Consider the following 21,019-nt stretch of genomic DNA (forward strand, 5'->3'; position numbering starts at 1 on the left):
AGTTCAGCCGCTCCCCCGGGCCGACGGGTCTTCCGGGCACGCGGTCGCGAGGGTGACCATGCGGTGCATGACCTCGGCGGGGACGCCGGGGTTGCGGGCGGCGGCTTCGGCGCTGCACGGGTCGAGCAGACGCGTCGCCAGCTCGGCCGCCGGCAGCACCGGGTTGGCCAGCGCGTGCCGCCGCACGCCCAGGTCGGGGTCGGCGGCCAGCCGGACCAGGGCCTCGGGGGCGATCCGCGGGTCGCCGGCGGCGCCGCGGCGCACGCCCGGGTCGGCGTCCCGGGCGAGCCGGTCGACGTGAGCGGCGGTGGAGGCCGGGTCGTCGAGCGCGAGCACCCGCAGGCGCGGGTTCGGGTCCGCCGCGAGGCGCAGCAGGCCGGCGCGGGGGAAGTTGGGGTGGTTGCGGGGGCGGCCGGGGAAGGAGAGGCTTCCGTCCCACCAGGCCGCCACCTCCAGCAGCATCGCGGGCGGGGCGTCGTCGCAGGACTCGGCCAGGAAGAGCCGCACCACGCGGTCCTCGTCGCGGGCGAGCAGGGCCGCCACGTCGGCGGGCAGGTGCGGTGCCCTGGCGACGCTGCGGCGGATCAGGAGTTTCGGGGAGGCGGCGAGGCGGCGCATGGCCGCGGCGTCCTGGTGCAGGGCGCCGACCCACCACAGGGCCGAGGAGAACCCGTCGGGCTCGATGTCGGGGACCTCGGCGGCCATCGCCTCGATCTCCTCGGGGGTGGCGGGCGGCACGGCGTCGGGGTGCGGGGCGCGGGCGATGCCGCGGCCGCCGCCCGGGCGCTTGCGGGCGTTCAGGTGCTGCTCGGCGAGCTCCGCGAACAGCCCGCACCGGAGCGCCCCGGGCTTGGCGGCGATGAGGCGCTCCCACTGGGCCGGTGACAGGTGGCCGGCCTCGGCGGCGGTGACGCGGACCTGCCGGTCCGGGTGGACGACGGCGGCGTCCAGGACGGCTTCGGGCAGGTCCTCGCGGTACAGGAACCAGGGCCGGCCGGCGTCCAGGAGCCGTAGGAGCAGGTCGGTGGGCGCGGCGCGGTTGAAGCCGAGTCCGGTCAGCCAGGCGGTGCCTGTCTCCTCGTCGACTTCGCCGACCGAGGTCAGCGCGGCCCAGCCGGGGGCGGGTGCGAAGGCGCGTGCGGCGGGGTGTGTCCGTGTCACCGGCCGACGCCCCTGCCCGGACTGTGCGCGGACCGTGCGTCCCGTTCGGCTCCGCCGTCCAGGCGGGCCAGCGCCTCCCGCACCGCCAGGCGTCCGGCGGTGCGGAAGGAGTGCTCGCGCGAGTCCACCAGGTGGACGACGGTGTGGTGCACCACCAGCGCCAACGCCAGGGGGACGCCGGGCAGTTGCTCGGCCAGCTCGGCGCTCACGCCCTCGGCGAGGGCGGCGTGGAAGCGCTCCAGGTCCTCGGGGTCCGGGCCGCCGTCGACGGTGGCGTCCGGGGCGGACTCCAGGTGCAGGCCCTCCTCCCAGGGCTCGAAGTCCACGGTGACGATCGCGACGTCGCCCGGGCAGCCCGCCTGGCGGACGTAGCGGGCCCGTACGCCGCGGACCGGGCGGGGCGGGAAGAAGGGCCGGGCGGGTGCCACCGGGGTCAGGAGTGCTCGATCTCGACCGAGGTGATCACCACGTCCTCGAGCGGGCGCTCGTCCGCGGTGGGGGTGGTGGCGATCGCGTCGACGACGGCCTTGGAGGCGGCGTCGGCGACCTGGCCGAAGATGGTGTGGCGGCGGTTGAGGTGGGTGGGGGTACCGACCGTGATGAAGAACTGGGAGCCGTTGGTGCCCGGGCCGGCGTTGGCCATCGCGAGCAGGTAGGGCTTGGTGAAGAACAGCTCCGGGTGGAACTCGTCGGCGAAGGAGTAGCCGGGGCCGCCGGTGCCGGTGCCGGTCGGGTCGCCGCCCTGGATCATGAAGCCCGCGATCACCCGGTGGAAGAGCGTGCCGTCGTAGTACGGGCCCTGGCCCGGCTCGCCGGTGCGCGGGTCGGTGTACTCCCGGGTGCCCTCGGCGAGTTCGGTGAAGTTGCGGACCGTCTTCGGCGCGTGGAACGGGAACAGCTCCAGGCGGATCGGGCCCGCCGTGGTGTGCAGGGTGGCGAACCGGGCAGTGGCCACGGGTGACTCCTCGGGTGCGGCTGGTACGGGCGGTGCGGGGCAGTACGGGTGTTGCGGCGGACGGCCGATGCGATGGCCTGGGCCGTTCGGCTACCGCATCCTGGCACAGCGTGCGCCCGCGCGTCCGAACCGGGTGGGACGATCCGCCCGTCAAACGTACGGAGGGCTTCGCGGGAGAGAGCAGGTGGTCGTGGTGGTCGGCGCGGTTCTGGTGGGGGTGCTGGTCCTGGTCGTCGCGGGGTGCGGCTGCGTGGTGTGGGCCGACCGGGGCGGGCCGCGCTGGGCCCGGGTGGTCGCGGCGCTCACCCTCGGCGCCGGGCGGGCGGTGCGCGGCTACCAGCGCAACCGGCCCCGCCGGGTGGGCGGCGGCGGCAACGGCGGGGACGGCGACTGAGGCGCGGCCCCCGCAGCGGTGCCGGACGCGGCGCGTCCCCGGCTGCCGGGGTGGTGGTCGGCGGCGGCCGGGGACGCGAAGGGGTGTCAGCTCTCGGTGGAGCCGGTGGAGCGGCGGCGGGCGGCCACGACCAGCGCCGCGCCCGCGGCGAGGGCGGCGGCGGCGCCGCCGGCCTCCCAGCCGAGCCCGTCGGCGCCGGTGGCGGCGAGCGTGCCGGTGCCGGTGCCCGTACCGGTGGTGCCCGTACGGGTGGCGGTCCCGGTGCCGGTGCCCGTGGTGGTCTCGGTGAGGCCGGCGGGCTGGACGGCCTGCGGCTGCTGCCCGGAAGCGTCGGTACCGGTACCCGTGCCCGTACCACTGCCGGTGCCGGTTCCGTTGCCGGGCTTGGCGGCCGCGGCCTCGTCCTCGGCGCGGGCCTTGGCCCAGCCCTCCTTGAGGAAGGCCTCGACGGCCTCGTTCGTACCGGCGTCCAGCGCCTTGCCGGCCGCCGCGCGCACCGCCGGGCCGCCTGCGTCCATGAGCCGGGAGAGCTTCACCCGGTTGTCGTCGGCGCGCAGGCGCGGCAGCTCGACGGTCATGAAGTGCCGCGCGGCCTCGGCGTTGCCGCCCATGGCCTTCTGGGCGGCCTCGACGGTGTACGAGCTGCTCTCCTTGTCGGCGATGACGCGCAGGATGTCGACCCGGTCGTCCTCGAACTGGGCCTTGGCGAAGCCCTCGTTGAGGAACGCCTCGACGGCCTCGTCCGTGCCGGCGTCCAGCGCCCTGCCGGCCGCCTCGCGCACGGCCCGGCCGCCGGCGGCCATGAGCTGGGAGAGCTTGACCCGGTTGTCGTCGCCGCGCAGCTTGGGCAGCTCGGCGGTCAGGAATTGGCGCAGGTCGGCGGCACCGCCCTTGAGGGCCTTCTCGGCGCCCTCGCGCACGCCGGGGCCGGTCTTCGGGTCGGCGAGGATGGCCTCGACCCGGGCGCGGTCCTCGTCCTCGGCGCGGGCGGTGTACTGGCCGGTCTTCAGGAACTCGGCGATGGCGTCGTCGCCGCCGTTGAGGGCGGCACGGGCGGCCGCCTTGACGGCCGGGCCGCCGACGCTGTGAATCCGGGCGGTCAGGAGGCGGTTGTCCGACTTCCGCAGACCGTCGAGCTCGACCGCCAGGAAGTGCCGCAGGTCGGCGGCGCCGCCCTTGAGGGCCTTCTCGGCGCCCTCGTGCACCCTGCTCCAGGATTCCGCCGGCGACTCGGCGAGGATGCGCTCGACCTCGGCGCGGTCCCGCTGCTCCTGCGCGTCGCCCTGCTCGGGTGCGGTGTCCTTGGCGGAGTCCGAGCCGGTGTCGGGGCCGGAGATGCCGGTCGGCTTGGGGGCGTCGGAGGCCGAGGCCGCGGTGGGGAAGAGGACGGCGGGGGCCAGGACGGCGGCCGCGACGACGGCGGACACCCGGGGCAACTTCATCGAGGGCAAACCTGCTTCGCGTGAAGGAGTCATGAACGCCCGACAGCATAGATCCACTTTTACGATCGCCGTACCGATTAAGCGTCACGGCCCTGCCCGGGGGCGCCGCTAGGGTGTGGCGGATGAGCTTCCACCTCGTCGTCGGACACGGGCCCGCCGGGGCCGCCACCGCCCGCCTGCTCGCCGAACAGGGCCACGAGGTGCGGGTCGTCACCCGCACCGGGGCCCCCGCCGGGCCGGCCGTCCCCGGCGTCGAGCACCTCGCCCTGGACGCGAGCGACCCCGTACGGCTGGCGAAGGCCGCCCGCGGCGCCGTCGCCCTCCACGGCTGCGCCGCGCCGCCGCTGCCGCAGTGGACGCGGCTGTGGCCGGCGCTGGCCGACTCGCTGTGCGCGGCGGCCGAGGAGAGCGGCGCGGTGCTGGTCATGCTCGGCAACCTGTACGGCTACGGGCCGGTGGCCGCCCCGATGACCGAGGACCTGCCGCTCGCCGCGACCGGCCGCAAGGGGCGGGTGCGGGCGGCGGCCTGGGAGCGGGCGCGGGCACTGCACGAGGCCGGGCGGATCCGGGCGGTGGAGGTTCGGGCCTCGGACTTCTTCGGCCCCGGCGTCACCGACGGCGGCCACCTGGCCGCGCGGGTGATGCCCAATCTGCTGAAGGGCCGCCCGCTCGGCGTCGTCGGCGCCCCGGACGCCGCGCACAGCTGGACCTATCTGCCGGACGTGGCCCGGGCGATGGTCGAACTCGCCGGCGAGGAGCGGGCCTGGGGCCGGGCCTGGCACGTGCCCACCGTCCCCGCCCTGCCGGTGCGGGCGATGGTCGACCGGCTGGCCGCCGAGGCGGGTGTCGGGCCGGTCGCGGTGCGCCGCCTGCCGGCGGCGGTGCTGGCCGCGGCGGGGCTGGTCTCCCCGCTGCTGCGCGAACTGTGGGAGGTGCGTTACCAGTTCGACCGGCCGTTCGTGGTGGACAGCTCCGCGTACGAGGCGGCGTTCGCGGTGCGGGCGACGCCGTTGGAGGAGCAGGTGCGGGCGACGGTCGCCTGGTGGCGCGAGCGGCCGTAGGTCCGCGTCCGCGGTCCGCCCCCGCCCCTTCTCGCCCGTACCCGTCTCCTCGTCCGTTCACCGGACGCCGGGCCCCGGCTTCCGTAGTATTCCGTCCGTGGCCAAACGGCGTGACGTTGAGCGGGAAGTCCTGTCATCCATCGGCGAGTTGGCGTCATCCGGGTTACCGGCCGCCGAGCTGTTCCGCGAGCTGCACACCCTGCTCCTGGAACCGCTCGGCTTCGACGGCGGCTGCTGGCACGGCAACGACCCGGTCACCGGGTTCCCCACGTCCACCGTCGCCGACGGCCTCGATTTCGCCCAGTTCGAGCAGGCCGTGCAACTGGAGCTCCAGGGCGGGGACACCACCACCTTCACCGCGATCCGCACCGCCGGCCACCGGGTGCAGACCATCGACCGGGCCACCGACGGCCGTCCCGAACGCAGCGTCCGCTACCGGGAGTTGCTCCACCCATGCGGCTACGGCGACGAACTGCGGATCAACTTCGACCTCGGCGGCGGCCGCTGGGCCTCCGCGGCGTTCATGCGCGAACGCGCCCGCGGCCGCTACGACCTGCCCCACCTGCGCCTGGCCGAACGCGTCGCCGCGCCCATCGGCGCCGCCCTGCGCGACACCCACCTCGCCGCCCTGCGCAGCGCCGGCCCGCCGCAGCCCCCGCACACCCCGGCCGTCGCGATCCTGGACGGGTACGGGCGGCTGCGCTCGGCGGACGCGGCGGCCCGCGAACTGATCGGGCAGATGGCCGAACCCACCGCCCACACCGGCGGGGTGCCCAGCGGCTTCCTCACCGTCGCCCGCCTGGCCGCCCGCCGCGGCGGCCCCACCGAGATGCGGGTGTGCACCCCCGACGGCCAGTGGCTGACCCTGCACGCCTCCCCGCTGGACGGCCGCCGCGGCGGCATCGCCGTCGTCGCCTCCCCGGCCTCCCCCGTCCAGCGCCTGCCGCTGGCGATCCTCGCCCACGGCCTGTCCCCGCGCGAACAGCAGGTCGCCCTGCACGCGGTGCGCGGTGCCAGCACCAAGGACATCGCCGCGCTCCTGCACCTGACCGTGCCCACCGTCCAGCAGCACGTCACCGCGATCCTCCACAAGACCGGTGTGGGCAGCCGCCGCGAGCTCGTCGCCCTGCTGATGGCCGACCACCTCCCCACCCTCGGCCTGCCGCCGCAGTAGCGCCCCTGCGGCCCGTCCTTCTCCGGTCAGCCCTCTCCGGCCCGCCCTTCTCCGGTCAGCCTTCTCCGGCCACCGGGCCGAACCGCTGTGCCCCGCGCCCCGCCGGTGTCCGCGCATCGCGGTGCCTGCTAGCATCCGCGCAGTTCAGCGGCATGATCACGGGAAAAGCAGGGGGGTCCGGATGCAGGACGGAACCGGCGAGCAGCCGCACCGCGCAGCGGCGGCTCATGGCGTTGCGGCGACGCAGGACGCGGTGGCGGCGCAGGACGGCGAGGTGACACGCCGTCGGCGACGGTCCCTCGGCGTCGCGGCGGGGGTGTGCGTCCTCGGGGCGGCCGGGATCGGCGCGGCGCTCCTGGTCTCCTCCCCGGGCGGCGCCTCGGCCAGGCTGGGCGGCGCAGCGAGCCCGGCCGCGTCGGCGAGCCCTTCGGCCGACCCCTCGCCCGGCGCCCCGGCGCAGGCCGCGCCTGCGGCCGCCCCGGAGGCGACGGCTCCGGCGAACACCGACCCCGCACCCGACCCCGCCTCCGTCCCGCCCGAGGCGGCGGTCGCGGCGACGCAGGACGCCGAGGGCGCCGAGGCCGGCGAGCCGTCCGCCCGGCCGGCGACCTCCCGCCCCCGGTCCCAGGCCGCGTCCACCGCCCCGGCCGCCGGTACGAGCGGGGCGCAGTCGGCCGGGGCGCAGGCGCCGGGCCGCTCGCAGGCGCCGGCCGCCAAGCCGTCCCCGTACTGGACGATCCCGCCGCGGCCGGAGCTGCCGGCCCCGCCCACGTCGGTTCCGACCAATGCCCACTGCCCGCCGCTGCAGGCCATGACCTACGACGGCTGCCGGTCGATCGGCCCGGTCATCACGCTCCCTCCCGTGGTGCGGCCGACGGGCTGACCCGGGGCGGCCGCGGCGCGTTGTCGCAGGTGGGGCCCAGGGTTCGCCCGTGAACGTTCGCGAGGCCATCCCGATCCGACACGATCCCGACCATGACACCCGCACCATCGGGCGGTGCGATGGCGGCCGGTTCTTCGCGTGGGTCCGTGGCTGCCTTCCCCGAGGAGTGGAGCGGTGACGACTGGCAGCCGCAGAAGCGCTGGTACGCCGTGCTGCACCGGTTCGACGAGGCCGGCAGGCACCTGGACTTGCGCATCCGGTCCACCGGCACGACGGCGGACGGCGAGGAGCGGGCGGTCGCCGCGGCGCGGCTGCTGCTGGAGGAGTGGCTGGACGTCCTGCCGGGGCGGCCGGGCACTACCAGGACATCGCCGTCGCGCCGTTCGAGGTGCGGTTCGAGGGCGCCCTGTTCGGCTTGGTCCCGGAGGGGGACGAGGACGAGGAGGACGGTGTGCGGATGGAGTTCCATCCGGGCGGCCTGGCTTCTGCGCCCCGTGGGACGGCTGCTACGACACCTGAGGACAAGCGGGGCGCGCGGCCCGTTCCTCGCTAGGCTCGGCGGTGCCGGGGCCTGCGGGGCCTCCTGTGGGAAGGCGGGTGCGCGCGTGCTCGGGTACGACGCGGACGGGTTCGTCCGGGACGGGGCACCGCACCGGGTGGTGGCCGGGGCGGTGCACTACTTCCGGGTGCACCCGCAGTTGTGGGAGGACCGGCTGCGGCGGGTGCGGGCGCTGGGGGTGAACACGGTGGACACCTACGTCCCGTGGAACTTCCACGAACTGCCCGGCGGCACGGTGGACTTCACCGGCTGGCGGGACGTGGCGCACTTCGTGCGGCTGGCCGGCGGCCTCGGGCTGGACGTGATCCTGCGCCCGGGCCCGTACATCTGCGCGGAGTGGGAGTTCGGGGGGCTGCCGGCCCGGCTGCTGGCGGTGGACGGGCTGCGGCTGCGCTGCGCGGACCCGGCGTACCTGGCCGAGGTCGACGGCTGGTTCGACGCGCTGGTGCCCGAGTTGCTGCCGCTGCTGGCGAGCCGGGGCGGGCCGGTGGTGGCGGTGCAGGTGGAGAACGAGTACGGCAGTTACGGCGACGACGCCGCCTATCTCGCCCATCTGCGCGACGGCTTGGTACGGCGCGGCGTGGACTGCCTGCTGTTCACCGCCGACGGCGCCCACGACACCATGCAGCAGGGCGGCGCCATCCCCGGCCACCTCGCCACCGCCACGTTCGGCTCGCGCGCCCCCGAACGGCTGGCGGTGCTGCGCCGCCACCAGGGCGAAGGGCCGCTGACCGCCATGGAGTTCTGGATCGGCTGGTTCGACCAGTGGGGCCTGCCGCACCACGTCCGCGACCCGAAGGAGACCGCCGCCTCGCTGGACGAACTGCTCGCCACCGGCGCCTCCGTCAGCCTCTACATGGCGCACGGCGGCACCAGCTTCGGCCTGTGGGCGGGCGCCAACCACTCCGGCGCCCACCCGCTGGACGCCGGCTACGAGCCGACCGTCACCAGCTACGACTACGACGCGCCGATCGGCGAGGCCGGCGAGCTGACCGAGAAGTTCCACGCCCTGCGCGAGGTCATCGGCCGCTACCTGCCCCTGCCGGACGGCGAACTGCCCGGCCCCGTACCCCGGGTGGCGCCGCAGCGGCTGGAGCGCGCGCGGGGGCGGGCGGTCCTGGCGCGGGCCCTGGACGCGCTGTCGCGGCCGCTGCGGCACGCGGCGCCGCTGCCGATGGAGCAGGTCGGGCAGGACCGCGGCCTGATCCACTACCGCACCCGGGTGCCCGGTCCGCGCCCCGAACTGCCGCTGCGCATCGACGGGTTGGCCGACCGGGCGCAGGTCTTCGCGGACGGCCGCCCGCTCGGGGTGCTGGAGCGCAACTCCCCCGGCGCGACGCTGCCGCTGGCCACCGGGCCCGACGGGGTCGTGCTGGACATCCTGGTCGAGGCGCTGGGCCGGGTGAACTACGGCCCGCAGATGGACGACCGCAAGGGCATCACCCGCGGCGTCTCGCACGGCCACCAACGGCTCTTCGGCTGGGAGATCCGCCCGCTGCCACTGACCGACCTGTCGGCACTGGGTTTCACCGACGGCGCCGACGGCACCGGGGCCGGGGAGGCAGGCGACGGGGAGCCGGCCTTCCACCACTTCACCGCCGAACTCCCCTCCCCCGCTGACGCGTTCGTCGCCCTGCCGGACTGGGGCCGCGGCCTGCTGTGGCTCAACGGCTTCCTCCTCGGCCGCCACTGCGCCGCCGGCCCCCAGCGCACCCTCTACGCCCCCGCCCCCCTGTGGCGGGCCGGCACCAACGAGCTGGTCGTGCTGGAACTCGAACGGCACGGCACCGCGGTGGAGTTGCGCGACGAACCGGACCTCGGCCCGGTCACGGCGGCCCCCAGCTCCGACTACTGACCGGCCGGGGCCGAACGGTTGCGCTTTCGGCCCCGACCGTGCGCCCCCGGCACGGAATCGGACCGTCCTGGCGCGGCGCCAGGGCCGTCCCGGCACGGAATCGGACCGTCCCGGCGCCGATCCGGACAACGGTTACGGACGACGCCCCGCCGTTGCCGGGCGTTCCTGTGTCCTTGTCCGGCACGTCAATCGCCAGGAGTGCGAGTCGCATGAAGGAGCCAGGATGTTCCGCAGGAATTCCGCTCGTACGACGGCCCTCGCCGTGATGGCCGGCTCGATTCTGCTCGCGGTGCCCGCCACCGCCGACGCGACCACCACCGCCTACACCCCGCAGACGGCCTGCGGTTCCAGCTACGCCACGATCGATTCCTTCAACCTGCCGGGCGGCACCTCGACCGTCTACCTGACCTACAGCAGGACGACCGGCAAGAACTGCGTCGCCACCATCAAGAACACCAGGACCGGAACCCCGACGCTGACCGGCGCCTACCTGACCTTCGGCGACGGCAGCGGAAGGCAGCAGGACCTGGGGAACTACAGCTACTACGCCGCGGCCTACCTGTCCGCCCCCGGACAGTGCATCTACTACGGCGGCCGGGACTACAACTCCGGTGACTGGTGGGGCAAGGGACCGGGCTGGTGCAGCTGAGCGGCGGCCCGGCACCGGCCGGGTAGGGTCCGGCGAAGGCCGGCGGGCGGCCGTGCGCGTCCGCCGGGCCGACCGGTGAGTGCGCCGGCGCCCGTGGCCGCATCGCGGGATGCGGCCACGGGCGCCGGCTACGGTCACGTCCCGATCAGGTGCCCATCAGGTCCCGATCAGGTGCAGGGAGGCCCACAGGGCCAGGACCGCGGCGGTGAGGGTGGCCGGGACGGCGAGCAGGCCCAGGCGGGTGAACTCGCGCAGGTCCACCGGCACTCCGCGGTCACGGACGATGCCGCGCCACAGCAGGGTGGCCAGCGAGCCGGCGTAGGTGAGGTTGGGGCCGATGTTCACCCCGAGCAGGACCGCGAGGACGGCACCCGGCCCGGCCGGGGCCGCCAGCGGCACCAGGGCGAGGGTGGCGGGCAGGTTGTTGATGGCGTTGGCGAGGACGGCGGCCAGCGCGGCGATGCCGAGCAGGGCCGGCAGCCCGGTGCCGGCGGGCACGAGGTGGGCCAGGCCGGCGGCCAGGCCGTTGTCCACGACCGCGCGCACCACGATGCCCAGCGCGAGGACGAACGCCAGGAACGGCAGGGCCGCCGAGCGCACCACCGTCGCGGGGGTGGCGTGGCCGCGGGCCAGGGCGCGCACGGCCAGGACGGTGGCGCCGGCGGCCGCCGCCCAGGCCGGGTTGACGTCCAGCACGGAGGCGAGGCCGAACCCGGCGAGCGTGCAGCCCACCGTGACCAGGGCGAACAGCGGCATGGCGGGGGCCGGTGCGGCGTCGGCGGCCCCGGTGGGGGCGGCGTCCAGGTCGGTGGCGAAGCAGCGGCGCAGCACCAGGTACTCGACGCCGACGGCCGCCAGCCACGGCAGCGTCATCAGGGCGGCGAAGCGGCCGAAGCTCAGGCCGCTGGCGGTGAAGGCCAGCAGGTTGGTCAGGTTGGAGACCGGCAGCAGCAGCGACGCCGTGTTCGACAGGTGGGCGCAGGCGTACAGGTGCGGTCCGGGCCGGGCGCCCAGGCGGGCGGCGGTGGCCAGGACGACCGGGGTGAGCAGCACGACGGTGGCGTCCAGGCTGAGCACCGCGGTGACCGCCGAGGCGACGACGAACACCTGGACCAGCAGCCGGCGCGGGCGGCCGGCGGCGCTGCGCGCCATCCAGGCCCCGCAGGCGCGGAACAGTCCCTCGTCGTCGCAGAGCTTGGCCAGCACCAGGACGGCGGCCAGGAAGCCGATCACCGGGCCGAGGCGGGCGGCCTCGGCCGTCGCGTGCTCCAACGGGACGGCGCCGGTCGCCACCAGCAGGGCGGCGGCCGGCACCGCGGCGGCGGCCTCCGGCCAGCCCCAGGGGCGGGCGACGGCGCAGATCAGGACAAGTAGCAGCAGGCCCGCGGACAGGACTTCGGCGCAGGCGGTGTTCAGGGGGTGCTCCTCGGGGGTGGGGTGGTCGGTGATCGGGCCTGGTTCGCGGCCCGGCGCAGCATGCCACACCGGCCGACGGCGGACGCCGGGCGGGTCCGTGCGCCCGGGTCCGTACCCCCGTCCTCCCCTCCCCCGGGGAGCAGGTCAGGTCAGTCCCACCAGAAGGACCACTGGTGGGCACCCACCAGCTCCTCGGCGTACTCGGTGAGGCTGCCGGAGCCCTGGAAGACCAGGTCCGGGCAGAAGGCGGTGTGCTCGGCGGCCAGCGGAAGCGCCGCGGCGAGCGTGTCGGGCGGCACGGGGACGCTCAGCACCAGAGTATCGAAGCCGACTTCGACGACCTGGGCGCCGAAGCGGCGCTCCCAGTCGGCGAGCACGGCGGCGATCTTGGCGATGTCGTTCTCGTGGTTCGTGGGGCCGCTCCAGCCGCACACCGCGAGTGCGTGGGCGCCGCTGTCGGCCCGCACCAGGCCGAGGCGGACGTCCTTGACGGAACACAGTACCTCGGCCAGCTCCCGGGCCTCGGCGCCGGCGGCGCCGTCCGGGACGGTGGCGGCGGGGGCGAGGCCGGGCCAGGTGCGGCCGTAGGGGGCGAGGGACTCGTCGATGATCTCGGCGTCCTCGTCCGTCTCCCCGTCCTCGTCCTCGTCGACCTGCTTCCACCAGGTGTTCAGCAGGGCGGCCGGGTCGTAGAGGTCGGGTATGGCGGCGTCGGTCGGGTGGAGCTCGCCGGACAGCCAGGGCCGGTATTCCGGGCCGGTGCCGTCCAGCGGGCTCAGCAGCAGCGGCCACAGTCCGGTCTGCGGGTGGGCGCGGTGCAGCTGCCGCCACAGCCCGGCGGGCGCGGGGGCGTCACTGATCCACAGCAGCGGCCGGCGCCCCTCGTCCTCGGCGACCGTACGACCGGGCGGCAGGTCGACGGGCAGGGCGGCGAGGGCGGTGGCGAGGTCCGGGTGCTCGGTCATGCGGCTCACCGTAGGCGCCACCACCGACAAGGACCGCCGGGCTCCCCCGGGGCGCCTGGAGGACGCGGCACGGCCTCAAGCACGAGAAGTCGACCCCGCCGACTTCCCACGCGGCGGCGAGGTCCTCGGGGTGGCTCCGCCACCGCGGCGATGACCTCAGGGGCTCAGGACCAGGGCAGCCCCGCCCGCGTGCGCCAGTACGCCTCGGCGGGCTCCGCCATGGTGGCGAGGGCGGCGAGGTCCTCGGGGGTGGGGCGCAGGGTGGTGGCGGCGAGGTTGGAGGTGAGTTGGGCGGGGGTGGCGGCGCCGGAGAGGACGGTGTCGGCCCAGGGTTGGGCGGCGGCCGCGGCGAGGGCGAGGGCGTCGGGGGTGGTGCCGGTGCGGGCGGCGAGGGTGCGCAGGGGGGCGGTGTCGGGGCCGGTGGCGTTGCGGCCGGCGAGGCGGCCGTTGGCCATGCCCTCCTTGACGACGACGAGCCAGCCGGCCGCGTGGGCCTCGGCGAGGGCGGGGGCGGCGGAGGTCTCCAGGAGGTTCCAGGTGGCCTGGACGGCGGTGAACAGGGGTCGGCCGTCGGTGGTGACGGCGAGGGCCCGGCGGATGGTGTCGGCCTGGGCGGGGCCGCTGGTGGACAGGCCCACGCGTACGCCTTCGGTGGCGAGGGCGGCGAGGCGCCGGTGCAGGTCGGGGTCGGTGAGGGCGGGGCTGTCGGGAGTGACGGAGTGGACCAGGTAGACGTCCAGGTGGTCGCCGAGCAGGGCGCGGGTCTCGCGGAGCTGGCGGTCGTAGACGGCCGTGGAGTGTTCCTTGACCTCGTGTGCGGCGACTCCGCTGGTGCGCCAGTCGGCGGTGTAGGTGTAGCCCCACTTGCTGCCGACCGTCACCTCGGCCGCGGCCTCGGGGTGTTCGGCGAGCCACTGGCCGAGGAACTCCTCGGCGCGGCCGTAGGAGCGGGCGGTGTCGAGGTAGCGCACGCCGGCGGCGTACGCGGCGTCGAGCAGGGTGTGGGTGCGCTCGCGCAGGGCGTCGACGGTGCGGTCGGCGGGCAGGTCCGTGTCGCGCCCGAGGTTGATGTAGCCGGGCCGGCCGACGGCCGCCGTGCCCAGGCCGAGGCGCGCGGGGTGCGGGCGCGCGGCGGGGGCGGGGGTCGGGGTGGCGGCGGGGTCGGTCGGCATGGTGGAGTCTCCTCGGGCGCGGTGGTTCTCACCTGGGACTTTAGTCGTGCCGCCGCGGCCGCAGGTGGTGCCGGCGGGCTACCAGGCGGCCCACCCGCCTGCCTCCGAGGACGACGGCGAAGACGGCGGCGACGACGGCGGCGACGATGCCGGCAGCAACGACGACGGCAGCGCCGCACGGGCGGCGCGCGCCGGGGCGGCCCCCTGGTCCAGGCGCAGCACGAAGTTGACGTAGTCGAGCGGCTTGCCCGGCCAGTGGCGGTCGTTGCTGGTGAGCAACTGGCTGCGCAGGCCGCCGTGTTCGGTGACGGGCCCGGGGGTGGTGCGCAGGTTGGGCTGCCAGCCGCGGCCGGGCAGGTGGTGTTCGAGGGAGAGCGTCCAGCTGTCCTCGTCCATCTGGATGGTGGCGCCGACCCGCCCGGGCAGCACCCGTAGTCCGTGTGCGCCGCGGACGACCGCCCGCTGGTCGTAGTCGGCGCTCCTGCCGACGACGGTGATCCGCCATGCGCCGTGGAACCTGAGCACGCCTGCCTCCTGACGCCGCGGCGCCCGCTCCGGCGGAGGGCGCCCCGTCAACGTCTACGGCTCCGGCCCGCTGCCGGGCTCAGTGGGCCCGGACCCGGCGGGATACCCGGTGGGGCCCGGGCCGGTTTCTCGGTCACTCGGGTCGCCGGTCACTCGGGTCGTTCGGCGGTCGGGGCGCCCGCGACGCGGCGCTCGCCGCCGTTGCGTTCCTGCCAGAAGCGGTACACCTCGACGGCGGCGTCGCGCTGCTCGTGGCGCATGGGCATCCGGCGTTCCTGGTAGGGCTTGGCGAACTCGGCGTAGAAGCTGTCCAGTTCGAAGTACTTGCGGTCGTCGACGTAGTGCGGTTCGTAGGCGTCGCGAGTGGTGAGGAAGACGACCTCGTCCGGCGAGCAGTAGTACAGCGAGCCCAGGCACATCGGGCAGGGGTGGGCGAGCACGTAGATGGTGGTGCCGGTCAGGTGTTCGGTGCCCAGCTTGGTGCAGGCCTCGCGGATGGCGAGGATCTCCGCGTGGGCGGTGGGGTCGTTGGTCTGGGCGACCTTGTTGGGGCTCTCCGCGAGGATCCGGCCGTCCTTGACGATGACGGTCGCGAACGGGCGGCCGCCTTCGGCGACGTTCTGGCGGGCGATGTCGATGGTGCGCTGGGCGAAGTCCACGGTGTTCCTCCGGAGTTGAGAGAGATGGGGCGGGCCGGATGGCTGTGCTCCCGGCCCGCCCGCTGCCGACCAGCGTGTCGCGTTTCGTCCTGTCGGTGCGTCAGAACGGCTTGGTCGGCAGGTACTTGCCGTCGAGGGTGATGACGGCGCGCTCGCCGCCGTCCGGGTCGGCGACCTTCTTCACGTCGAGCCGGAAGTTGATCGCGGAGATGATGCCGTCGCCGAACTCCTCGTGGACCAGGGCCTTGAGGGTGGTGCCGTAGACCTGGAGCATCTCGTAGAAGCGGTACATCGTCGGGTCGGTCGGGATGCGGTTGGGCATCGAGCCGCGGACCGGGATGGTCTGCAGCAGCAGTGCGGCGTCGTCGTCCAGGCCGAGCAGTTCGGCCACGGCCTTCGCGGACGGCTCCGGCAGCGGGTGCTGGCCGAGGACGGCGGCGGTGGTGTAGGCCACCGACAGGCCGGAGGCCTCGGCGATCTGCTTCCAGGACAGGTTCTTGCGGGTCTTGGCTTCGACGGCCTTGTCGGCGAGGGTCTCGCGGGCGGTCTGGCCGGCCTGGGCGTGCACCATGATCGGTACGTCCTTTCGGGGGGGTGTGTCACCCGCAGACGGGGGGACGCGGGAAGGGGGAAGGGGAGGGGGTGTGGTGGTCAGGCGGCGAGCGCGGGGGCGGCGGTGAGGTCCTCGACCCGGCCGGTGGGGATGTCGTAGACCCAGCCGTGCAGGGCGACCTTGCCTTCGGCGAGGGCGCGGGCGACCGAGGGGTGGGTGGCCAGGTTCGCCAGCTGGGCGTGCACGTTCTGGCGTACCAGCGCGGGGACGTCGCCGTCGGCGGCGGTGCGGGCCACGGAGGCGTCCGCGTGGCGCAGCCACGTGGCGACCGCGGGGGCGGCGCTGAGGTCGTGGCCCTGGGCGAGGGCGGTCATCGCGCCGCAGGCGGAGTGGCCGCAGATGACGATGTCCTTCACGCCCAGCGCGGTGACGGCGTACTCGATGCTGGCGGCGACGCCGTCGGCCTCGGGGCTGTGGGCGGGTACGAGGTTGCCGGCGGTGCGGATGACGAACAGGTCGCCGGGTTCGGTGCCGGTGATCAGCTCGGGGACGACGCGGGCGTCGGAGCAGCTGATGAACAGCGTGTCCGGGGTGTGGTGGGTGGCGAGGTGCGCGAAGAGCTGCGCCTTGGCCGGGAAGACGTCCCGCTGGAATCGGGCGACGCCGTCGGTGAGGTCCTGCACGGTCACTCCCTTCGGGTGGTGATCGGCCCTGTGGGCTGGTGGGATCCACCATGCATGACCTGCTCCTATAGTGTCCAAGAGCCTTTGACCATGGGATTCATTGGCCTCATCTATAGATGTGGTTACAGTGGTGCCATGGCCGCTCTCGAACTGCGTCACCTGCGCTACCTGCTCGCCGTCGCCGAACACGGCAGCTTCACCCGCGCCGCCGAGGAGCTGCACATCTCCCAGCCCACGCTCTCCCAGCAGGTCAAGCAACTGGAGCGGACCCTGGGCGTGCAGCTGCTGGACCGCACCGGCCGCGCCGTGCGGCTGACCGACGCCGGCGCCGTCTACACCGACCATGCCCGGCGCGCGCTGCGCGACCTGGCCGCCGCCGAGCGCGCCGTCCACGACGTCCAGGACCTCTCCCGCGGCCACCTGCGCCTGGGCGTCACCCCCACCTTCACCGCCTACCTGGTCGGGCCGCTCACCGCCGAGCTCCACGCCCGCCACCCCGGCATCGGCCTCACCCTCGCGGAGATGACCCAGGAGCGCATCGAAGCGGCCCTGCTCGCCGACGACCTCGACGTCGGCATCGCCTTCGCCGGTGCCCACCTGCCCGGCATCGCCGCCGCCGGGCTGTTCACCGAGGCCCTCAGCCTCGTCACCGGCACGGCGCGCGCCGAGGCGATGCCCACGCCACTACCGGTCCACGCCCTCCAGGGCGAGCAACTCGCCCTGCTCACCGGCGGATTCGCCACTCGTGGCCACATCGACGCCTACTTCGAGCGTCACCGGGCCGTCCCGCGCATCGCGGTCGAGGCCAACTCGATCCAGGCCCTCACCGAGATCGTCCGGCGCACCGGCCTGGCCACCGTCCTGCCCGACGCCATCGCCCACGACCACCCCCACCTCGCCCCCGTCCCCCTCGACCCGCCGCTGCCCACCCGCACCGTCGCCCTCCTGCACCGCGAGGGCGTCTACCTCAGTGCCGCCGCCCGCGCGTTCACCGGGCTGACCCACGACCTCGTCCGCGCCCGCGGCTACGCGCCCGCGCCGTAGCGGCCGTCTTCGACCTCGCGTCTGCCAGGTCAGCGGCGGGCCGCGGCCAGGGAGCGGAGCTGGACGTGGACGGCGGCGGGTTCGGTGCCGGTGAGGGCGGCGACCTCGGCGGCGGACAGGTCGAGGACCAGGTGCAGCAGCAGGACGTCCTGCTGGGCGGCGGTCAGGTGGGCGACCGGGCCCAGCGGCCGGGGGCCGGCCTGGGCGCAGACGCGGCGGCGCACCGCCTGCCAGGCGCAGGCGGTGGGGCTGGCGGTGGCCAGGGCGTCGAGCCAGTGGCCGCTGAGTTCCTCGAAGGCGGCGCGGACGGCCAGGGGCGCGTCGGCGGGCGCCAGGAGCAGTGCGGCGTAGTCGAGGTAGTGGCGCAGGTGGAGGTCGTGCAGCGCCCACAGGCCCAGGGCGGGCCCGGGGGTGGCCGAACGGCGTGGTGGTGTCGGCATGGTGGTGTCCCGGGGTGGCGCGGGTGGGTGCTGGTCCGCGGCCGGGGCGCGGGTGGCGCGCTCCGGCCGCGGACCGGGTCACACGAGCACCGACGGGTTGTCGTCGGTGCCTTCGCGGCCCGCCGTGGCGGGGTGGCCGGGGCCCTCGTCCCGTTCGGCGGCGAGGCTGTTGCGCAGGGTCACCCACAGGCGGAACAGGATGTCCGTCGAGGTGCCGGCGCTGGAGGACTGCATGGCCCGGGCGAACTCGCTGTGGTGCGTGCGCGAGTTGACCGGCAGCGGGGTGCGGGCGTTGTTCGTCCGGTCCCAGGCCGCCGCCCACAGGGCGCGGCGGGCCTCCCTGACCCCGCAGACCTCCATGTAGGCGAGGAACACGGGTTTGCGCAGCGGGGCCTCGCCCTTGAGGACCAGGGCCAGCGTGCTGGAGGGCAGGCGTCCGCCCCGGTCGCGGGCCCGGCGGTCCAGTTCCCGCAGGGAGGGCCAGTCCGCCTTGCGGCGCATCTCGTGCATCGCGCGGCGCAGGTCGGCGAAGGAGTCGGCCTGTTCGGGGTCGATCCGCCGGGGCGCGCGCAGTCTGCGGCTGCCCGAGGGGCGGGGCACGTGGGCCCAGTAGTTGGCCTGGACCCACTTGCGCCGGGCGGTCTTGAGGTCGCCGCCGCATTCGCGGGTGACGGCCTCGACGACCTTCCAGCTCGGCACGGAGCGCCCGCCGGCGGCCCGTTGCAGGGTGGTGGGGTGGTAGTTGGTCCGAGCAGCGAGCTGACGGTACGTCAACTGGGCCTGCTCGCGCTGCTCCCGCAGCCAGGCGGCCAGCCGGCCCAGCGCCGGCTCGGTCGCCTCGATCGGGTTCTCTCGGCGTCCCATCGCTGGCAGGCGTTCTTCCTAGACCCGCTCCCGTCGGAGCCTGGCGGCCAACAGGCAGCCTCCGGTGGCCAGTTCGAGCGCCGCTCCGGCCGACATGCCGGTCGCCACCAGGGCGGCGGCCAGCGTGACCGCCAGGACGACCACGACGACCACGGCCGTCCCGTACGGGCGCAGCGGTACCGGGTCCGCCGTCGCGCACGGGGTGGTGCGGGTGCGGATGCGCTTGTTCCGGTTCCTCTTCATCGAGGAGTCCTCCATATCACTGTCCACTCCAACTGGCGGGCACTTGTGCGGTTGGCGTCGCACTGGGTGCCCGGTGGCATCACACTCTGTCAGGCGTATGGGTGAATCCCAATCGGTTCCGTGAACGTCGCGCGGATTGATGCGCCACGGTCCCGGCCACTCGCCGCAATCTCGTGAATGCTCTACCAGAGAAGCACAGTTCAGCGAACTGAAACCGAATTTTGATGCGCCTTTGTGCAGCACGCCCTTGTGAGCCCCCTGGCTGGATGTGACGATTCGGAGTGCGGCGTCATCCGGACTCGCGGGTTCGGAACCCGGGGCGCTGTTCACTCCAACAATCGGGAACATCGGCAGCGGGCCGTGTTGGCGCATGGGTCCGTCCGAACAGCAGAGACCGCCCGGCCCTGGTGGCCCGAGCGGTCTCTCTGCGTTTTCCCGGCGCGTTTCCCCGGCACGCTTCCCCGGCCCGCTTCGCGGGCGGTCGACGTCAGGTCAGTCGCGGGTGGTCCAGCGCTGGGTAAGGCTGGTCGCGGAGGGCGCCGTGAGCGTCGCGCCCATGCCGGACTGGTTGCTGGGGGTGTCAAGGACGTAGCCGGTGTTCGGGTCGGTGATCTTCAGGCTGCCGTCGTCGTTCCGGGTGACCTGCCACTTCTGGGACGCGGACTGTGCGTCGGACGGCTTCACCGCGACGCGGTAGCTCGGGTAACCGCTGGACGTCAGGGAGAGGGAGGGGTTGCAGCCGTCGTGGATGCGCACCGTGCCGTCCGCGTTGGTGTCCAGCCGCCACTGCTGTCCGAGGTCGGACGAGCTCTTGTTGTAGATGGAGGCGTAGCTGGGGGGGAGCACCATGCAACCGCCGCCCTCGTGCGACAGCACGAGGTTGCCGCCGTTGGAGAGGTAGTGGGACCGGCCGTCGCCGACGGGCAGGGGCGCGTAGTAGATGGTGTGCTTGGCCAGCAGGTCGAGCGCCGCGCCGGTGGTGGCGAGCGGCGGGACGACGGCGGGGCGGACGGTCTTGAAGTAGTCGGCGAACGTGCCCGGCGTGCGGTCGGTCAGCGCCTTGAGGGTGCCCTGCCAGCCGCCGTCGACCTGCCGCCACAGGTCGAGCAGTGAACCGGAGATGTTGCCGGAGACCGTGTCCCCGGTGTCCCAGCCGCTGCCGTAGGTGAATTCGGTGCTGCTCCCGTTCGACCACACGTAGCGGTTGTCGCCGAGCAGGTAGGCGGAGACGGCGTCGGCGAAGCCCTCGACCCACGCGCAGGGGCGGCCCGCGCTCGACCAGATGTAGTGCGAGGCACAGACGCTGTCGGGGGGCCAGGCGCCGTTGAAGAGGCGGTGCATCAGGAAGTGGCCGCCCTCGTGCAGGACGGTGTGCTCCGAGTCGGGGTCGGCGTCGGAGAGGTAGACGGTGTTGTTGAGGTCGTACACCGGGCCGCTGCTCGCGCCGGGGCCCCAGACGACGGAGAGCTCGGTGCAGGAGCCGCTGTTCGGCTCGTGGGCGCTCCAGCAGGAGCTGACCGGGTTGTTGCGGCCCCACCACAGGAGGTTGAGGGTGTCGAGGACGTGCCAGGCCCGGGAGGTCTGGGCCGGGGGCTTGATGACGCCGAGGGAGGCGCTCGCGGAGAGGTTCTGCTGGACCGGCGAGTCCACGGTGTACAGGGAGCCCTGGGACAGGACCTTCCACATCCTGGTGCTCTCGGAGTAGAACCGCACCCACATGCTGTTCATCGTCGTGGTGGTCGTGGGGGTGTAGCAGAGGTTGAAGCCGCCGTCGGACACGGCGGTGAGGCCGTAGGCGCCGAGCACGTGCGGGGTGTCGGCGGCCTTCTCCCGGCCCCACAGCTCGACGTTGGCGTTGCGGACGGGCTTGGTCCGGGTGGGCTTGCCCGAGCCCTCCTCCGCGTTCTGGTAGTCGTACTGGAAACTGCCGCTCAGGCAGATCGGGCTCGCGGCGACCGCCGCCGAGGCGGGGGCCGCCGCGAGCGGGACGACGGCGAGCACGGCGAGCAGGGCCGTGCCGACGGCGGCGAGCCGGCGGGCCAGTCGTGTGCGCGGAGATATGCCCATCAAGGTCCTCTCGGTGGTGTCGCCGGGCACCCCGGAGGCGCTCGGCAACGGTCAGTGACGGTTCGCGTGCCCATGGTCGGTGCACGGTTCGGCCTGCGATAGGGCGTGCGGAAGCGGGCACAGCGTGCGTCCACCGCGCCCGCGCCGGTGCGTGGGGCAGAGCGCGACCGGTGAAGAACTCCTGCGGGGGCATGGCGGCTTGCGCTGTCACCCGAACCGGTCAGGAATCTACACAGCTCAGTCACGAAGGGAATG

General features: G+C 74.5%; 23 protein-coding genes. 8 read left to right on the plus strand and 15 right to left on the minus strand.

Annotated elements, in window-relative coordinates; translation table 11 throughout:
* Positions 1-3: 3 nt before the first annotated feature.
* The 3 genes from ACWDBE_RS26985 to ACWDBE_RS26995 are packed head-to-tail and all read right to left on the minus strand — an operon-like array spanning position 4 to position 2,116.
* The gene (locus tag ACWDBE_RS26985) at positions 4-1,161 is read right to left on the minus strand and encodes a hypothetical protein (protein WP_449809344.1); all 1,158 of its coding nucleotides are present in this window, start codon (positions 1,159-1,161) and stop codon (positions 4-6) included.
* The gene (locus tag ACWDBE_RS26990; RefSeq protein ID WP_449809345.1) at positions 1,158-1,589 is read right to left on the minus strand and encodes a hypothetical protein; all 432 of its coding nucleotides are present in this window, start codon (positions 1,587-1,589) and stop codon (positions 1,158-1,160) included. Before ACWDBE_RS26990 ends, ACWDBE_RS26985 begins: the two co-directional genes overlap by 4 nt.
* Positions 1,590-1,594: 5 nt before the next feature.
* Entirely contained in the window at positions 1,595-2,116 is a 522-nt protein-coding gene (locus ACWDBE_RS26995) for a peptidylprolyl isomerase (protein ID WP_449793086.1), read from the minus strand.
* A gap of 184 nt (positions 2,117-2,300) precedes the next feature.
* Here ACWDBE_RS26995 and ACWDBE_RS27000 point away from each other — a divergent pair, with 184 nt between their 5' ends.
* The gene (locus tag ACWDBE_RS27000; RefSeq protein ID WP_449793087.1) at positions 2,301-2,510 is read left to right on the plus strand and encodes a hypothetical protein; all 210 of its coding nucleotides are present in this window, start codon (positions 2,301-2,303) and stop codon (positions 2,508-2,510) included.
* An 86-nt stretch (positions 2,511-2,596) separates the two neighbouring features.
* Here ACWDBE_RS27000 and ACWDBE_RS27005 read toward each other — a convergent pair whose 3' ends face one another.
* Positions 2,597-3,952 carry an ALF repeat-containing protein gene (locus ACWDBE_RS27005; protein WP_449809346.1) on the minus strand — a complete coding sequence of 452 codons (1,356 nt, stop codon included), beginning with the start codon at positions 3,950-3,952 and terminating at the stop codon, positions 2,597-2,599.
* A gap of 122 nt (positions 3,953-4,074) precedes the next feature.
* Between ACWDBE_RS27005 and ACWDBE_RS27010 the strand changes: the two genes are divergently transcribed.
* The 6 genes from ACWDBE_RS27010 (at position 4,075) to ACWDBE_RS27035 (ending at position 10,133) form a co-directional block, all read left to right on the plus strand.
* A complete protein-coding gene (locus ACWDBE_RS27010; RefSeq protein ID WP_449793089.1) occupies positions 4,075-5,013 on the plus strand; it encodes an NAD-dependent epimerase/dehydratase family protein in 939 nt (312 codons plus the stop codon).
* 97 nt (positions 5,014-5,110) lie between these two features.
* Entirely contained in the window at positions 5,111-6,187 is a 1,077-nt protein-coding gene (locus ACWDBE_RS27015; protein WP_449793090.1) for a LuxR C-terminal-related transcriptional regulator, read from the plus strand.
* A gap of 181 nt (positions 6,188-6,368) precedes the next feature.
* Complete coding sequence (locus ACWDBE_RS27020) at positions 6,369-7,070, plus strand: hypothetical protein (protein WP_449809347.1); 702 nt, start codon at positions 6,369-6,371, stop codon at positions 7,068-7,070.
* Between the two features lie 325 nt (positions 7,071-7,395).
* On the plus strand, positions 7,396-7,623 hold the full coding sequence (locus ACWDBE_RS27025; protein WP_449793092.1) for a hypothetical protein: 228 nt from the start codon (positions 7,396-7,398) through the stop codon (positions 7,621-7,623).
* A 52-nt stretch (positions 7,624-7,675) separates the two neighbouring features.
* Positions 7,676-9,484 carry a glycoside hydrolase family 35 protein gene (locus ACWDBE_RS27030; protein ID WP_449809348.1) on the plus strand — a complete coding sequence of 603 codons (1,809 nt, stop codon included), beginning with the start codon at positions 7,676-7,678 and terminating at the stop codon, positions 9,482-9,484.
* 223 nt (positions 9,485-9,707) lie between these two features.
* On the plus strand, positions 9,708-10,133 hold the full coding sequence (locus ACWDBE_RS27035; RefSeq protein ID WP_449793094.1) for a spore-associated protein A: 426 nt from the start codon (positions 9,708-9,710) through the stop codon (positions 10,131-10,133).
* 156 nt (positions 10,134-10,289) lie between these two features.
* Here ACWDBE_RS27035 and ACWDBE_RS27040 read toward each other — a convergent pair whose 3' ends face one another.
* The 7 genes from ACWDBE_RS27040 to ACWDBE_RS27070 form a co-directional block, all read right to left on the minus strand.
* The gene (locus ACWDBE_RS27040; RefSeq protein ID WP_449793551.1) at positions 10,290-11,549 is read right to left on the minus strand and encodes an SLC13 family permease; all 1,260 of its coding nucleotides are present in this window, start codon (positions 11,547-11,549) and stop codon (positions 10,290-10,292) included.
* A 149-nt stretch (positions 11,550-11,698) separates the two neighbouring features.
* Positions 11,699-12,514 carry a DUF4253 domain-containing protein gene (locus ACWDBE_RS27045; protein ID WP_449809349.1) on the minus strand — a complete coding sequence of 272 codons (816 nt, stop codon included), beginning with the start codon at positions 12,512-12,514 and terminating at the stop codon, positions 11,699-11,701.
* Positions 12,515-12,678: 164 nt separating this feature from the next.
* A complete protein-coding gene (locus tag ACWDBE_RS27050; RefSeq protein ID WP_449793540.1) occupies positions 12,679-13,686 on the minus strand; it encodes an aldo/keto reductase in 1,008 nt (335 codons plus the stop codon).
* 78 nt (positions 13,687-13,764) lie between these two features.
* Positions 13,765-14,211 (minus strand): hypothetical protein, encoded by a 447-nt coding sequence (locus ACWDBE_RS27055; RefSeq protein ID WP_449793541.1) that lies wholly within the window; start codon positions 14,209-14,211, stop codon positions 13,765-13,767.
* A gap of 149 nt (positions 14,212-14,360) precedes the next feature.
* On the minus strand, positions 14,361-14,870 hold the full coding sequence (locus ACWDBE_RS27060) for a nucleoside deaminase (protein ID WP_449793542.1): 510 nt from the start codon (positions 14,868-14,870) through the stop codon (positions 14,361-14,363).
* Between the two features lie 100 nt (positions 14,871-14,970).
* Entirely contained in the window at positions 14,971-15,441 is a 471-nt protein-coding gene (gene cynS, locus ACWDBE_RS27065; RefSeq protein WP_449793543.1) for a cyanase, read from the minus strand.
* Between the two features lie 80 nt (positions 15,442-15,521).
* The gene (locus ACWDBE_RS27070) at positions 15,522-16,106 is read right to left on the minus strand and encodes a carbonic anhydrase (protein ID WP_449793544.1); all 585 of its coding nucleotides are present in this window, start codon (positions 16,104-16,106) and stop codon (positions 15,522-15,524) included.
* 135 nt (positions 16,107-16,241) lie between these two features.
* Here ACWDBE_RS27070 and cynR point away from each other — a divergent pair, with 135 nt between their 5' ends.
* Complete coding sequence (cynR, locus tag ACWDBE_RS27075; protein ID WP_449793545.1) at positions 16,242-17,150, plus strand: transcriptional regulator CynR; 909 nt, start codon at positions 16,242-16,244, stop codon at positions 17,148-17,150.
* Between the two features lie 29 nt (positions 17,151-17,179).
* Here the strand turns inward: cynR and ACWDBE_RS27080 are convergent, their stop codons facing one another.
* The 4 genes from ACWDBE_RS27080 to ACWDBE_RS27095 form a co-directional block, all read right to left on the minus strand.
* Entirely contained in the window at positions 17,180-17,590 is a 411-nt protein-coding gene (locus ACWDBE_RS27080) for a sigma factor-like helix-turn-helix DNA-binding protein (protein ID WP_449793546.1), read from the minus strand.
* Between the two features lie 78 nt (positions 17,591-17,668).
* Positions 17,669-18,454 carry a helix-turn-helix domain-containing protein gene (locus tag ACWDBE_RS27085; protein WP_449793547.1) on the minus strand — a complete coding sequence of 262 codons (786 nt, stop codon included), beginning with the start codon at positions 18,452-18,454 and terminating at the stop codon, positions 17,669-17,671.
* Between the two features lie 18 nt (positions 18,455-18,472).
* Complete coding sequence (locus ACWDBE_RS27090; RefSeq protein WP_449793548.1) at positions 18,473-18,697, minus strand: hypothetical protein; 225 nt, start codon at positions 18,695-18,697, stop codon at positions 18,473-18,475.
* A gap of 492 nt (positions 18,698-19,189) precedes the next feature.
* Positions 19,190-20,764 carry an RICIN domain-containing protein gene (locus ACWDBE_RS27095; RefSeq protein ID WP_449793549.1) on the minus strand — a complete coding sequence of 525 codons (1,575 nt, stop codon included), beginning with the start codon at positions 20,762-20,764 and terminating at the stop codon, positions 19,190-19,192.
* Positions 20,765-21,019: the final 255 nt, after the last annotated feature.

It is taken from the genome of Kitasatospora sp. NPDC001132 (assembly GCF_053598415.1).